This window comes from Serratia sp. LTN-2 (assembly GCF_059740205.1).
This window is the reverse complement of record NZ_JCAXDO010000004.1, coordinates 91,977-104,638: the sequence shown is the minus strand read 5'-3', so window position 1 is coordinate 104,638 and position 12,662 is coordinate 91,977. Positions and strand designations below refer to the sequence as shown.

The 12,662-nt window shown below is 60.3% G+C and carries 15 protein-coding genes; 5 read left to right on the top strand and 10 right to left on the bottom strand.

Going from position 1 to position 12,662, the window contains the following annotated elements; all coding sequences use genetic code 11:
• Nucleotide 1: 1 nt before the first annotated feature.
• Nucleotides 2-784: a DeoR/GlpR family DNA-binding transcription regulator gene (locus AC6BYQ_RS10380; RefSeq protein ID WP_498056838.1), complete on the bottom strand. Its 783-nt coding sequence runs from the start codon at nt 782-784 to the stop codon at nt 2-4.
• A gap of 138 nt (nt 785-922) precedes the next feature.
• On the opposite strand from AC6BYQ_RS10380, the gene AC6BYQ_RS10375 reads away from it, so the two are divergent.
• A complete protein-coding gene (locus tag AC6BYQ_RS10375) occupies nt 923-1,612 on the top strand; it encodes a ZIP family metal transporter (RefSeq protein ID WP_019454259.1) in 690 nt (229 codons plus the stop codon).
• On the opposite strand, the gene AC6BYQ_RS10370 is transcribed toward AC6BYQ_RS10375, so the two are convergent.
• Nucleotides 1,592-1,813 (bottom strand): hypothetical protein, encoded by a 222-nt coding sequence (locus AC6BYQ_RS10370; RefSeq protein WP_162136464.1) that lies wholly within the window; start codon nt 1,811-1,813, stop codon nt 1,592-1,594. The two genes, AC6BYQ_RS10375 and AC6BYQ_RS10370, sit on opposite strands and share 21 nt — an antisense overlap.
• On the opposite strand from AC6BYQ_RS10370, the gene AC6BYQ_RS10365 reads away from it, so the two are divergent.
• Nucleotides 1,719-2,336 (top strand): hypothetical protein, encoded by a 618-nt coding sequence (locus AC6BYQ_RS10365; protein ID WP_154747774.1) that lies wholly within the window; start codon nt 1,719-1,721, stop codon nt 2,334-2,336. The genes AC6BYQ_RS10370 and AC6BYQ_RS10365 overlap by 95 nt on opposite strands.
• A gap of 35 nt (nt 2,337-2,371) precedes the next feature.
• Here AC6BYQ_RS10365 and AC6BYQ_RS10360 read toward each other — a convergent pair whose 3' ends face one another.
• From AC6BYQ_RS10360 to AC6BYQ_RS10345, 4 genes are all read right to left on the bottom strand, one after another.
• Nucleotides 2,372-2,635 carry a putative hemolysin gene (locus AC6BYQ_RS10360; RefSeq protein ID WP_019454261.1) on the bottom strand — a complete coding sequence of 88 codons (264 nt, stop codon included), beginning with the start codon at nt 2,633-2,635 and terminating at the stop codon, nt 2,372-2,374.
• Nucleotides 2,636-2,688: 53 nt separating this feature from the next.
• Nucleotides 2,689-3,180, bottom strand: a complete 492-nt coding sequence (locus tag AC6BYQ_RS10355) for a YjjA family protein (RefSeq protein WP_063918811.1) — start codon at nt 3,178-3,180, stop codon at nt 2,689-2,691.
• Between the two features lie 126 nt (nt 3,181-3,306).
• Entirely contained in the window at nt 3,307-3,897 is a 591-nt protein-coding gene (gene pagP / locus AC6BYQ_RS10350) for a lipid IV(A) palmitoyltransferase PagP (protein ID WP_498056837.1), read from the bottom strand.
• A 207-nt stretch (nt 3,898-4,104) separates the two neighbouring features.
• Nucleotides 4,105-4,533, bottom strand: coding sequence for a universal stress protein (locus AC6BYQ_RS10345; protein WP_019454264.1), 429 nt, complete (start codon nt 4,531-4,533; stop codon nt 4,105-4,107).
• Nucleotides 4,534-5,208: 675 nt separating this feature from the next.
• Here AC6BYQ_RS10345 and AC6BYQ_RS10340 point away from each other — a divergent pair.
• Complete coding sequence (locus AC6BYQ_RS10340) at nt 5,209-6,888, top strand: alpha-keto acid decarboxylase family protein (protein WP_154747776.1); 1,680 nt, start codon at nt 5,209-5,211, stop codon at nt 6,886-6,888.
• A 19-nt stretch (nt 6,889-6,907) separates the two neighbouring features.
• Here AC6BYQ_RS10340 and AC6BYQ_RS10335 read toward each other — a convergent pair whose 3' ends face one another.
• Nucleotides 6,908-7,816 carry a LysR family transcriptional regulator gene (locus AC6BYQ_RS10335; protein ID WP_498056836.1) on the bottom strand — a complete coding sequence of 303 codons (909 nt, stop codon included), beginning with the start codon at nt 7,814-7,816 and terminating at the stop codon, nt 6,908-6,910.
• A gap of 69 nt (nt 7,817-7,885) precedes the next feature.
• On the opposite strand from AC6BYQ_RS10335, the gene AC6BYQ_RS10330 reads away from it, so the two are divergent.
• A complete protein-coding gene (locus tag AC6BYQ_RS10330; protein WP_063918808.1) occupies nt 7,886-8,728 on the top strand; it encodes an alpha/beta fold hydrolase in 843 nt (280 codons plus the stop codon).
• Between the two features lie 11 nt (nt 8,729-8,739).
• Here the strand turns inward: AC6BYQ_RS10330 and AC6BYQ_RS10325 are convergent, their stop codons facing one another.
• Nucleotides 8,740-9,846, bottom strand: coding sequence for a DUF1615 domain-containing protein (locus AC6BYQ_RS10325; protein WP_063918807.1), 1,107 nt, complete (start codon nt 9,844-9,846; stop codon nt 8,740-8,742).
• 178 nt (nt 9,847-10,024) lie between these two features.
• Here AC6BYQ_RS10325 and tehB point away from each other — a divergent pair, with 178 nt between their 5' ends.
• On the top strand, nt 10,025-10,888 hold the full coding sequence (gene tehB, locus AC6BYQ_RS10320; protein WP_498056835.1) for an SAM-dependent methyltransferase TehB: 864 nt from the start codon (nt 10,025-10,027) through the stop codon (nt 10,886-10,888).
• On the opposite strand, the gene AC6BYQ_RS10315 is transcribed toward tehB, so the two are convergent.
• Complete coding sequence (locus tag AC6BYQ_RS10315; protein WP_498056834.1) at nt 10,883-11,596, bottom strand: 2OG-Fe(II) oxygenase; 714 nt, start codon at nt 11,594-11,596, stop codon at nt 10,883-10,885. The two genes, tehB and AC6BYQ_RS10315, sit on opposite strands and share 6 nt — an antisense overlap.
• Complete coding sequence (ada, locus tag AC6BYQ_RS10310) at nt 11,593-12,648, bottom strand: bifunctional DNA-binding transcriptional regulator/O6-methylguanine-DNA methyltransferase Ada (RefSeq protein ID WP_498056904.1); 1,056 nt, start codon at nt 12,646-12,648, stop codon at nt 11,593-11,595. The genes AC6BYQ_RS10315 and ada overlap by 4 nt, the downstream gene beginning before the upstream one ends.
• Nucleotides 12,649-12,662 lie beyond the last annotated feature (14 nt).

The following is a 12,662-nucleotide window of genomic DNA, read 5'->3' as shown; positions in this document are numbered from 1 at the left end:
ATCATTCTCCGGTCGATAAGTCGCTGTGCCAAACCTGGCCGCCGCCTTGCGCCACCTGCAACTCGAGCTGCGGGTGCGCGCCGCGCGCCGTCACCAGATGGTCCACCCGCCCGGCGGGCAGGAAGGGATAAGGGGCGTAGGTATTGAGTTTGTCGCGGGTACACAGCACCGCCACGCTGCCGGCGCGCCTCAGCAGCCGCTTTTTGAAGGTGGCGTCCTGATAGCTCAGCGCGGAAAAACCGCCGTCCGGGTCATAGGCGCAGATACCGGTGAACACCAGATCGAAATGAAAGCCGTCGATCTCTTCCGCCGCCTTGGCGTCCACGCAGCCGCCGACCTGTTCATCCAGTTCACCGCCGATCAGAATGGTGCGGATCTCCGGCCGTTCCAGCATTTTCACGGCAATGCTCAACGCATTGGTCACCACCGTCAAACGCCGATCGCGCGGCAACAACTCCGCCAGATACAGGTGAGTGCTGCCGGCGTCGAGGAAAATCAGCTGTTCTTCGCCGATCAGCGCCAGCGCGGTCTGCGCCAGCGCCAGCTTCTCATCGCCGCTGAGCGCCATGCGCGCCGCAACCGGGCCATCGGCCGGCGTTGGCGCCAACGCGCCGCCATAGATGCGCTTGCACAGGTTTTGCGCCGCCAGCTGGCGCAGATCGCGACGGATAGTCGCTTCAGTCGTATTCAGCCGCTGCGCCATCTCCAGAGCCAGCACCCGCCCCTGTTGGCGGAGCGTTTCGAGAATAGCCTGGTGGCGTTCATTCGGTAACAATTTGGACATCACATAAGCCCGCTGATGCTAAAGTGATCACAAATGTACAAAAATGAACAAAATCGTACAAACATTTTTTCACCACGCTGAATCGACGGCGCTCATCTAGACTGAGAGAGACATCACAGATAAAGGGATTATTACGCGATGACCTCCGCCGTGCTTTATACCCTGTTTCCCGCCGCAGCTACCGTCATCGGCGCGGCGGTGGCGCTCTATCGTCGCCCCGGCGACGCCACGATGCGCGTCATCCATCACTTTACCGCCGGCATCGTTTTCGCCGCCGCAGCCACTGAGATCCTGCCCGATCTCAAACAGCAGTCGCCCGTGGCCGTATTGCTGGGCGGTGCCGCGGGGGTGCTGTTGATGTTGTTGGTTCGCCGGCTGGGCGAAAAGGCACAGGGGCCGGTCGGCTTTATCGCCGCAGTCGGCGTCGATATCTTCATCGATGGGCTGGTGCTGGGCATTGCCTTCGCGGCCGGCGCCAAAGCCGGTTTGCTGTTGACGCTGGCGTTAACGCTGGAGGTGCTGTTCCTGGGGTTGTCGATCGTCGGCGATTTGAAAGATTTCCTCGGCAGACGGCTGCGCGCCATGGCGGCGATCGTCGGGCTGGCGCTGCTGCTGCCCATCGGCGGCCTGCTGGGGGCCCCGGTGGCCATGCTGGGCGCATTTTGGCTGACCGCCTTCCTGGCCTTTGGCCTGATCGCCCTGCTCTACCTGGTGACCGAGGAGCTGCTGGTCGAAGCGCATGAGGGCGGGAAAGAGACCCCGTTCGCCACCGCGATGTTCTTTGCCGGCTTCCTGCTGCTGTTGCTGTTAGAGGAAGGTTTGGGGTAAAAAAACAGGAATTTCATGGCGCATGCCGCCCGGTGGCAACGCTTTGGCTATACTGAGGCAAGCGAAGTTACCGCAGACGTAACGGCTTGGGCGCAAAGGGAAAACGATGTTATTGACGATCGCAAGGTGGCTGTTCCAATTACCCGGGAAGCTGTTTGGGCTGATTTTTAAAAATCGCCTGAGGATATTTCTGTTCTTCATGCTGGTTGCCGTCGGGGTGCTCGGCGCCAAGCGCTATCTGCGCGCCCACCAGTATGACGACGAATTCAGCCTCTCCGCGCCCACCGATTACAACCGCGCGATCAAGCGCGAACTGCCGCAGCGCGAAGCGCGTGAGCAGTGCGGCGGACCGCTGCATGATAATGCCGGGCAAGCTTGGCCTGCGTCAGCCGGCTATCTGCATCAGCCGACTCAGCTGCCTGCCACCGGCCTTCATCGGCTGACGCTGGACAACCGGGACAACGGTTTCGCGGTGCTGGTCAAGCTGGAAACGCCGGCGGCGCCGCAACAGCTGGCGGAAGTTTTTATCCCGGCCGCCGGCAGCTTCGAGGTGAAAATCAATGCGGATGCGGAACACGTGATGAAAATCAAGAACATCAAGACCGGCTGCATGTTCCGCTCCAGGCCGTTCAACCTGGATAAGCAGAGCGATTGGCGCCTGCCGCTATCGCTGCAAAAGGACGGCAGCCTGCAGCTGCAGCCGATAGGCGATCGCCAATTCTGATCGGGCGCCGGGCAGAAAAACCGGCGCCGCGCGGGTTACTTTTTCACCGGATGATCGCGCCGGAACAGCTCCCAGCTTTCTATTTCCTGCCCATTCGGCAAAGTGCAGGTGGAATACTGGCCCGCCGCGTTCTCTTTGGCGTTCAGCTTGCCGCCGATTTTGGTGCAATACACGTCAGCCGGGTTCGCCATGCCGATCGGTTTCACCTGCGGCGGTGGCGGCGCATCGTTGGATTTCACGGAACACCCCTGCAACATCGTCATCCCTGCCAGCAGGGAAAGCATCAACGTTTTTTTCATTTTTCCAGCTTATGCAAAAAACGAGCGGCGGAGCGCGCTCCGCCATTCGCTGATCATGAAATAAAGGATTTGCCCTGTTTCAGCACCAGATCGCAGGCTTTCTGTTTCACCTTCTCGGTGATCTGCGAGGTACCCAGGCTGTTCAGATCCAGGCTCTTGCCTTCCCCGGTCTGCAGCAAGCCGCCCAGGCCCTGCTGATAATCCTGGCTCTTGGCGTTTTCAGTGCTGGTGATGCCCAGCTTGCTGAGCAGTTGATCTTTCACCCCTTCGGCACCGTTAGCCGACAGCACGTTGTTTTTCACGCAGTACTGCAGGATGCCGGCGGCGTTGGTCATGCTGCTGGAGCTCAACGCTTTGTCGCCACCGTTCAGCAGGCCGGTCAACGAGGAGAGCGACATGCCGCCGCCGCCGCTGTCGCCGCCCGATTTGCTCAGTTCGCCCGCCGCGCTGCTGAGAGAATCCATCAGACCGGCGGCCTGGGTGGCGCCGCTGGCCAGGGTCGCGGACAGCGCCAAAGCCAGCAGTAAAGGATGTTTGGTGATCATAGTGGTAAAACTCCTGTAAGAACGGCATGCGATCGGCGCAGCGCGCCGGGATACCTTTCCGACGCCGCCGGCGGCGACAAGTTCCTTTTATCTCGCCGCCGCGCCGTTTTTCGGAATCCAGGAAGTTTAGAACTGCCAGCGCAGCCAGGCGAAGAACACGTTACCGTTGTTATAGGTGCCAGGAATGTAGGTCGCCTGGAACGTCAGCCGCTGATAGCCGATAGAGGCCAACGGCAGCGGCGCCGGGATAGGAATGTATTTCCAGTTATCGCGTGCGGTGACGCTGGCGGTGAAGCCCAGCCCCAGGCGGAAATCCTTGTCGTCCAGCGGGCGCCAGATCTTCTCGTAGGCGTAGCCGCCGATCGGCTCCCATTTGTTGAAGGAGTCCTTGAACGCCATGATGTAGATGCCGTGCCAGTCACCGTTGCTGTCGTAGCGGGAGATGCCGTAACCGGCGCCCCACGGGCGCTCGTTGTACTTATCGATATGTTCATCATCGTAAGTCCAACGGTTGTGCCAGGTGATGGCCGGGATATAGAGATCGTGGTTAGGCGAATTGTTCCAGGTCTCCGCCACGTTATGGGTAAAACGCTGCCATAGACCCGGTTTCTCAGCTTGCGCGGTATTGCCACTTTCTGTACTAACCTCAGCGTAAGAAGGCAGTGCAGGAAATATCAACGCCAGAGAACATGCCAAAAGAGTCCGTTTGAGAAACATCGTAAAGCTCCTGTAAAAATACGGCCGCAGATTTTTACCGATAGCCCAGGCAAGATCAAGCTGTATCTAATTTATCCAACGCCCGTTGTGTTTTGGTTAAGCTTAGCACCGGAAAATTCACTTTGGTTTATAACAGCTTGCACCGGCAGCTGCATATTATCGCCTTTCGGGCGGCAAAACCGTGGGAAAAGTCCGCTTTGTCGCACGCTACTCACGAGCAAGGTGCTTGACCAGAACATCGACATCGAGACGGTTCACAAACTCCAGGGAATAGGAGGAGTAAAGACCGAACAGGCGGTTTTGGTGCCCGACCACCACCAGATCGATACCGGCCTGGCGAATAAAATCGCTCACGTCCTTAAAGCGCCGAATGGTGACGATCTCTTTGACCGCAACCGGCGCATCGACGGCGCTCACCAGCCGGCTCAGCATCGCCTTGGCGGCGATCACTTCCTGCGCCTGACGATCCTTGACCAACGCGTCGCTGCCGTATTCCAGCTCCGCGTAGTCGGCGTTAAGGTGGCCGACGGTGATGGCGACAGGCAGCCCGCGCACCATCGCCACCGTTTGACGCAGCAATGGCAGCCCATCATGCTCATCATGAATCAGCACCAGAATATGTCGATAGCTTTTCATCGCTCTTTCTCCCCGCCGGTCAGTGCCCCTGGGGCGCCGCCCTCTCTGGTAGGTATACGCCATCTGCGCGCACGTAGAGAAAAGTTTACGTATCAGTTCGCACGGAATGTGATGGCCGCCACGTTATATTAGCGCCCGTGACGGCACATTTTTACCCCGGCCCGACGCCGCGCGCATTGCGGCATCCGTAAAGCAAAACTGACAACCCTGCCCGAATAAAAAAACCTCATTGTTAAATTTTTGTTTTTGGATAGTTACGGAATGGTTTCGTGAAATAAGCGTGCGGCGGATCACCAAAATGCGTCCTTACGTGAGGTTATGCATTTCTTTCTCAGGCAAAACGCGCTGCAGCGCCCAATGGGATTTTACGCGGCGTCAGAAGTACCGGATCATTCGTCCTGCATCATGCCAAATGCCACTACGCCGCCATTTTTCCGCCGATATACCGTCAATGAAAAATACCGCTCGGCCCTGACACACAATAACCACACTATTTATACATAAAGCCATCGCGTAAAGCGCCGAATACAAACCGCCTATTCATCGCCTGCTCCCCCTATCTTGAACAAGCCGCCACTTTAAATAACTGTTAATGCTAACGACACAACATCGCCAGCAATTTATTTTTGCTGATTTTCGCCTGACAAAATAAAGATAAATAATCCGGAGCAATCAATGAAAATAACTATCGGGTCATTCATTCTGCAACAGCTGCACGCCCTGGACGTCGATCGCATTTACGGCGTGCCCGGCGACTATAACCTCAGCCTGCTGGAGCTGCTGGAAAGCGATGAACGGCTGGCGTTTGTCGGCAACTGCAATGAGTTGAACGCCTCCTACGCCGCCGACGGCTACGCCCGGATGAAGGGCGCCGGCGCGCTGATCGTCACCTATGGCGTCGGCGATCTGGCCGCGCTGTCCGGCATTGCCGGGGCCTATGCCGAATCCTCGCCGGTGATCTGCATCGCTGGCACGCCGCCGCTGCACGCGATGAAAAATCATCAGCTCTTACACCATACCCTTGGCGACGGCAATTTCGACAACGTCATGAACTGCTTTAAACAATTCACCGTCGCTCAGGCTCTGATTACGCCGGAAAATGCCGCGCAGGAAATCCCACGCGTTATTTCCCGCGCCTGGATAGAGAAGAAACCGGTGTATTTACAGCTGCCGTCAGATATTTGCGATGTCGAAATTGAAGTCGCCGAAGCGGCGAAGGCACCGCAGTTGCCGGCCAGCGATAAATACAATGTGCAATTAGCGGCGATGGCGCTGTTAACCAAAATAAAACGCGCGCAGCGCCCGATCATGTTGGTCGACCAAATGGTGGATCGTTATCGGCTGCAGAAGTTGGTTATCGATGTCGCTCACCGCTTTGCCATTCCCCTGACCAATATGCCGACCGCCAAATGCATTATCCCGGAAAACACCGCCGGTTGGATGGGCGGCTACAGCGGCAACCTGTCGCGCCCCGAACTGTATGACCGCATGGCCCACTCAGACTGCGTGCTGAGCTTCGGCGTGCGTCTGGTGGATTCCACCACCGGTTATTTCTCGCAGCAAATTCCCGCCGCCGCTCAGGTGGACATTCAGCCGTTCTCGATGAAACTGGACAACACCTCCTACCCGGCGGTATCGACGGCGGATCTGCTGCAGGCGCTGCTGGAGCTGAGCGAAGATGCGCCGGCGCAACGCCTGCCGCCGCTGGCCGATCCGCGTGACAAGCTGGCGACGCCGAGCGACGCCCCCATCGACCAGGCCTATCTGTGGCAACGGATCCAACGTTTCATCCGGGCGGATGACGTGGTGGTGGTCGAAAACGGCACCTCGGGCGCCGCCATCGGCGGCATGCGCATGCCCGACGGCGTCAAGGTGGTCAACCAACCGATTTGGGGCTCGATCGGCTATACCCTACCGGCGCTGCTCGGCACCCTGATGGCGGCCCCGGAGCGCCGACACCTGCTGTTCATCGGCGACGGCTCCTTCCAGCTCACCGCCCAGGAAGTCTCCACCCTGCTGCGCTGCGATCAAAAGCCGATCATCTTCCTGATCAACAACGATGGCTACACCATCGAGCGCTATATCCTCGGCGAAAGCTCGTCCTACAACGATATCAGCCCGTGGGACTACGCCAAACTGCCGGCGGTGCTGAATACCCAAGCGCAGCCGTTCAGCGTGGCGGTGGAAACCACACAACAGCTGGAAATGGCGCTGGAACACGCCTCGCGGCAGGATCGGCTGGCGTTTATCGAGGTGAAAGTGCCGATGATGGACACGCCGCCGGTGATGAAAGAGTTCTGCAACCGTTGCAACAGCTTTAACTTCGGCCTGACCAACCCACGCCGCAGTGCCTGAGGCGCTACCGCGCCGCTTCTCAGGAAGCGGTGTCGGTTTGCAACGCCGCCGCGATCTCGCTCCCCAGCGTTTGCGCCAGCGAACGCCGGGGCCCCTCCCCGATACGCAGCGCATTCACCACCGTCGGCAGCGGCAGCAAACGTTCCAGCGTTCTATCGATTCGCACTCGTCGATCCAGACATCGCTGATTGAGCACGCCGACCCCCATACCGGCGGCAATCGCCGTCAACATCCCGGTAACTGAAGGGCATTCCAGAGTTATTTTGCAGCCTATGCCAGCAGTGCTCAGCAACCGTTCCGCCAGGCTACGATAAAAACAGTCCGGTCCGTAGCTCACCAATTTGATGGATTCCCCCTGCCGATAGTGCCAGCCAGGCGACGAACACCAATGCAAACGTTCCCTACCGAGCAACGTCTCGGCCTCATCATGCGGGCCGTCAAACCTCTGGTGCAGGATCAGGTCGAGTTCTCCCTGTGCCAATCCGCGGCGCAGCGACTGGCTTTGGCCGATAACCAACTGCACGTCAACCTGCGGGTGCCGATCGCTGAACGCCGCCAACAGGGCTGCCAACGGCGGCAACGGCGTCTGCTCCGTGGCGCCGAGCCGCACCGCGCCCTGCAGGGCTGAAGGCGAAAAATGCGCCAGCGCCCGATCGTGCGCACTCAAAATGCGCCGCCCGTGTTCGGCCAACACTTCACCGTCTGCGGTGACGGCCAATGCCGCCCCCTGGCGATCCAGCAATGTGCGCCCCAGTTGCGCCTCCAGCCGTTTGATTTTCCAACTTACCGCCGACTGGCTGAGATTAAGCTGCTGCGCCGCTCGGGTCATGCTGCCGGTGTCAATCACGCACAGTAGCGCACGCAAGGCATCTATCGACAAACGCTGGTTCATGTTTCCACCATGACAAAACTGGGATGAGCTCACCATAACTTGTCATTGGCGTCATGAAAAGGCGCCGGTTAGGGTAGAAAAACATCCCTTCTCTGGAGATTCGTCATGAATGCTTTTCCCAATCTGCTTAACCAACACCGGATCATCAACGGCCATCGCATCGCCGCCGGCGTCCACGGCGCGGGGGAACCGCTGGTGCTAGTGCATGGCACCCCAGCGCACGCGATCGTCTGGCGGCACCTGCTGCCGTCGTTGATTGCGGCGGGATTTCGGGTTCATCTCTACGATCTGCTGGGGTTCGGCGCCTCGGAGCGGCCGCTGACGGCGGATACCTCCATCGCCGCGCAGGCGGAACTGCTGATCGCATTGCTGGATGACTGGGAGCTGGAAACGGCGCACATCTTCGGTCATGACATCGGCGGCGCGCTGTCGCTGCGTGCGGCCTTCAGCCATGCCGCGCGTTTTCGCTCGCTGACCATCGCGGACATCTGCAGTTACGATTCCTGGCCTTCGCCGTCCTGGCGCGACATGCGCGACCATTATCAACACTATGCAGTCATGGCGCCGGAACAGCATGAACAGGCGATGACGCGGCAATTGAAAATGGCGGTGTTCGACAAAACGCTGATGGAGGGCGAACTGCTACGCCACTATCTGACGCCGATCGTCGGCGTCATCGGCCAACCGGCGTTTTACCGGCATCAGATCGCCCACTACGATGCCCGTTATACCGCCGATTTTTCCGAGTGCTTGCCGGCGCTGCACCTGCCGGTGCAGATCCTGTGGGGAGCCGACGACGAGTGGCAACCGCTCAGCTACGCTCATCGGTTGCAAAGCGATATTCCCGGTGCCAGGTTGCAGGTGTTTCCCCAGGCCGGGCATTTTCTGATGGAGGATGCGCCACAGGCGGTGGCGCAAGCCGCGATCGACTTTATTCACTCGCTCTGACGGCGCAGCCGTTACCCGCCGCCGGCGCGCGCCATGCAGCGCTGACGACGTTCGTCCACCCGCTTGGCGAACCAGGCGGTGGTCAGCTTGCGGGTGATTTTCGGGCTTTCCAGCTGGATGCCCGGCAGCATCTCGCGCGGCAGTTTGCCGCCCGCCAACGCATAGACTTTCTTATACAGGTCGGTGTCGGCGAAGCCGGCGGTATCGCCTTTCTCCAACGCCCGGCGAATGGCGCTGTCGCTCATGTTAAGACGCTTGCCGAGTGTGCGCACCGCCAATTCGGTGGCACCGGGCTTGTCGCTGCCGAAGTCGATTAGATCGCCGTCCAGCGCCAGCGGAATGGCGCTCGCCCGGCTGACCGCATTTTGGAACGCCGCGTTGCGGCTGGCGTACCACCCGGCGTTGAAGTCGGCGAAGCGATAAATCGGCCGGCTGTAATCGGCCGGATATCCCAGCAAATGCATAATGCCGAAATACATGCCGCCGCGCCGGCTGAAGACTTCGCGGCGAATAGAGCCGTCTACCGGATAAGGGTATCCTTTGGCGTGCGCCTCGGCGAAGGCGACGCTCACCTGCATCGGGCCGCCGGTATGCACCGGGTTCAAATGGCCGAACAGCTTCTGCCCCATCGGCACGCGGTCAATCATGTCATCGAAAATATCGCTCAGATCCTTCTCGGTACGCACCTTATCCAACCGCTCGCTGTAACTCTGGCCGTTCGACGACGAGATCTTCAACGCGGTATGCACCAAAAAGTTCGGGATGTGCATCTGATCGGCGCGGCGGTCGATCTCCTTCCAGGCGATCTTCGGCAGCCCCGGCACCTGCGGGTTGGCCTGGAACGTCGATTCCTGTTCGGTCACCGCCAACACTGAGCACAGGTTTTCATTACTCGGTTCGATGTCCTGCGCGGCGAAGGCGGCGGCGATATCGGTGGCCCAGCCCTGACGGTCGCCGGCGTTGGCCGGGATCAGTTTCATCAGTTGAGCTTTGACGTCGGCAGGGCGCGCCGCCGGCGCCGTGGTGGTGGTTTTACTGGTGCAGCCCGCCAGCGCCAGCAGCGCGGCCAGGCTCAGCAAACGGAAGGGCATCGGGTGGCATAAACGGCGTATCGGCATCTTTTCCCTGAACGTAATGACATCAACAGCACTGAAATTAGCCCAGCCGCCGCGCACAATCCAGTATAAAGATCTCGTCGCGTCTTTCCGTCAGGCCGCTATGTTCAAACGACCGATAAAGATGTATTTTATATGCATCATATAAATCACTTTGCTCGCCCAGCCAGAGGAGCCCCCTATGGAGCAGCAGCTGCTTTGCTATAAAACCCTGCCGGAATGGAACAGCGACACGCTGCCGGAAGCCTTTCGCCAGCGCCACAACACCCAGAGCGGCACCTGGGCGAAACTCACCGTGCTGAACGGCAGCCTGACGTTCGCCATGATGACCGAGGATGGCGCCACCACCGAGACCTGGCAGTTCAGCCCCGAAAGCCAGCCGCCGTTTATCGAACCGCAGCAGTGGCATCGCATCGTTTCCTTCTCGGACGACATGACCTGTCGGCTGGCGTTTTACTGCACGCCGGAAGAGTACTACCACAAGAAATACCAACTGACGCGCACCCATTCCGAAGTGATCGAGGCGGCGGCACGCATCGCGCCGGGCAAGGCGCTGGATCTGGGCTGCGGCGGCGGGCGCAACTCGCTCTATCTCAATCTGAAAGGCTTCGACGTCACCGCCTGGGACAAGCACGCGCCGTCGATAGCGCGCCTCAACCAGATCATCGACGCCGAGCAATTGACCCGCCTGAGCGCCAGGGTGCAGGATCTCAATATCCACCGCTTCAGCGGCGAGTATGACTTCATCCTGTCCACCGTGGTGTTGATGTTCCTCGAGCGCCAGCAGATCCCGCATATCGTGCAAAACATGCAGGACAGCACCGTGCCCGGCGGCCATAACCTGATCGTGGCGGCGATGGATACCGAGGATTATCCCTGCCCGCTGCCGTTCCCGTTCACCTTCAAGCCGGGCGAGCTGAAGCACTATTATCGCGACTGGCAGATCCTCAAATACAACGAGGACGTCGGGCAACTGCACAAGACCGATGCCGCCGGCAACCGCATCTCGCTGCGCTTCGCCACCCTGCTGGCGCGCAAGCTATAACGCGTCGTGAAAGATCACCCCTAGCGTGTGGCGTTGCCCGGTGCGTATCCGGCTGACGCCGTGGCGCAGATTGACCCGATAGTAGCCTCTCGCCCCGGCCACCGGCCGATGGTGCACCGCGAACACCACCGCGTCCCCCTGCTGCAAGGGCACCACCTCCGGCCGGCTCTGCATGCGCGGCCGCTGCTCGGTCAGCACAAACTCGCCGCCGGTGAAGTCCTGCCCGGGGGCGGAAAGCAGGAACGCCACCTGCAGCGGAAACACTCGTTCGCCGTACAAGTCCTGATGCAAACAGTTGTAATCCCCCTCCGTGTAACGCAACAGCAGCGGCGTTGGCCGCCGCTGGCCGGCCTGATGGCATTCAGCCAGGTAGGCCTCGTGTTCGGCGGGATAGCGCGTCTCCAGACCCAGCATGGCGTTCCAGCGATTGGCCAACGGCGCCAACCGCGCGTACAGCAGGCCGCGCGCTTCGGCCACCGGGGGCGGTAACGGATACGCAAAATACTGGTACTCGCCGCGGCCAAAACCGTGGCGCGCCATGACGATGCGGCTGCGAAAATGTTCGCCATGCGGATAAAGCGCCGCCAATTGCCGGCACAGTTCGGCGCTGAGCACGCCCGGCAGGCGCGCGCTTCCCTGCGCATCAAGTTCGCGTTCGATCGCCGACCAGTCCAATTCGACCAACCGCGCCGCCAGCGCGCCGCTCATCGCTGCGCCTCTTTTTCCAGCAAGGCTTGCTTGCGCTCGACGCCCCAACGATAACCGGACAAGGCGCCGTCGTTGCGCACCACCCGGTGGCAGGGGATCGCCACCGCCAGCATGTTGGCGGCGCAGGCGCCGGCTACTGCGCGCACCGCCTTCGGCGCGCCGATGCGCCGGGCGATATCGGCGTAGCTGACGGTTTCACCGACCGGTATCGTCTGCAGCGCCCGCCAGACTCGCTGTTGGAATGCAGTGCCGCGAATATCCAGCGGCAGCGCCAGCCCGCTCTCCGGCGCTTCGATCAGGCCCACCACCTGCGCCATCAGCGTTTCATACTGCGCGTCCCCGCCGATCAGTTCGGCGTTGGGGAATTTGTCCTGCAGATCCTGCACCAGCTGCTGCGCATCGTCCCCCAGCAAAATGGCGCAGATGCCGACTTCGCTTTGCGCCGCCAGGATCTCGCCCAGCGAACAGCGCCCGACGGCGAAATGGATGCGCATGCCTTTGCCGCCCGCCCGGTAGGCTTTTGGCGTCATGCCCAGCGCGGCGTTGGCTTGCTGGTAAAAGCGGCCGTTGGCGCCATAGCCGGCGTCGAATATCGCGTCGGTCACCGTCTCCTGCTGCTTAAGACCGCAGCGCAACCGCTGGCTGCGCTGCGCGTCGGCATAGCCTTTCGGCGTCAGGCCGGTGATCGCCTTGAACAGCCGGTGAAAATGGTACTGGCTCAACCCGACGTGGCGCGCCAGCATCTGCAGCGACGGCGCTTTCTCCGCTCGTTCGATATAGCGGCAGGCCTCGGCGATCTGCTGCGCATGCTGCTCAAACAGCGGCGTTAGCCCCTGTCGGCAGCGTTTACACGGCCGATAGCCGGCGGCCTCCGCCTGCGCCGCGTCGTCGAACAGCTCCACGTTTTGCCGATTCGGCTGACGTGACGGGCAAGAAGGCGAGCAATACACGCCGGTGGTTTTCACCGCGTAGATAAAGCGGCCGTCGGCGTGTTTGTCGCGGCTGACAATCGCCAGCCAGCGCGGATCGGCGCTGTCGATTATGTTTTTCATCATCCGTTCCTCAC

Bases quoted from the DNA above. Each gene is read 5' to 3' on its own strand.
- AC6BYQ_RS10370 (WP_162136464.1), bottom strand. From the start codon at position 1,813: ATGAAGAACAGAAATATCCTCAGGCGATTTTTAAAAATCAGCCCAAAC.
- ada (WP_498056904.1), bottom strand. From the start codon at position 12,648: ATGAAAAACATAATCGACAGCGCCGATCCGCGCTGGCTGGCGATTGTC.
- AC6BYQ_RS10330 (WP_063918808.1), top strand. From the start codon at position 7,886: ATGAATGCTTTTCCCAATCTGCTTAACCAACACCGGATCATCAACGGC.
- AC6BYQ_RS10375 (WP_019454259.1), top strand. From the start codon at position 923: ATGACCTCCGCCGTGCTTTATACCCTGTTTCCCGCCGCAGCTACCGTC.
- pagP (WP_498056837.1), bottom strand. From the start codon at position 3,897: ATGTTTCTCAAACGGACTCTTTTGGCATGTTCTCTGGCGTTGATATTT.
- AC6BYQ_RS10355 (WP_063918811.1), bottom strand. From the start codon at position 3,180: ATGATCACCAAACATCCTTTACTGCTGGCTTTGGCGCTGTCCGCGACC.
- AC6BYQ_RS10325 (WP_063918807.1), bottom strand. From the start codon at position 9,846: ATGCCGATACGCCGTTTATGCCACCCGATGCCCTTCCGTTTGCTGAGC.
- AC6BYQ_RS10345 (WP_019454264.1), bottom strand. From the start codon at position 4,533: ATGAAAAGCTATCGACATATTCTGGTGCTGATTCATGATGAGCATGAT.
- AC6BYQ_RS10340 (WP_154747776.1), top strand. From the start codon at position 5,209: ATGAAAATAACTATCGGGTCATTCATTCTGCAACAGCTGCACGCCCTG.
- AC6BYQ_RS10360 (WP_019454261.1), bottom strand. From the start codon at position 2,635: ATGAAAAAAACGTTGATGCTTTCCCTGCTGGCAGGGATGACGATGTTG.
- AC6BYQ_RS10365 (WP_154747774.1), top strand. From the start codon at position 1,719: ATGTTATTGACGATCGCAAGGTGGCTGTTCCAATTACCCGGGAAGCTG.
- AC6BYQ_RS10315 (WP_498056834.1), bottom strand. From the start codon at position 11,596: ATGAGCGGCGCGCTGGCGGCGCGGTTGGTCGAATTGGACTGGTCGGCG.
- AC6BYQ_RS10380 (WP_498056838.1), bottom strand. From the start codon at position 784: ATGTCCAAATTGTTACCGAATGAACGCCACCAGGCTATTCTCGAAACG.
- AC6BYQ_RS10335 (WP_498056836.1), bottom strand. From the start codon at position 7,816: ATGGTGAGCTCATCCCAGTTTTGTCATGGTGGAAACATGAACCAGCGT.
- tehB (WP_498056835.1), top strand. From the start codon at position 10,025: ATGGAGCAGCAGCTGCTTTGCTATAAAACCCTGCCGGAATGGAACAGC.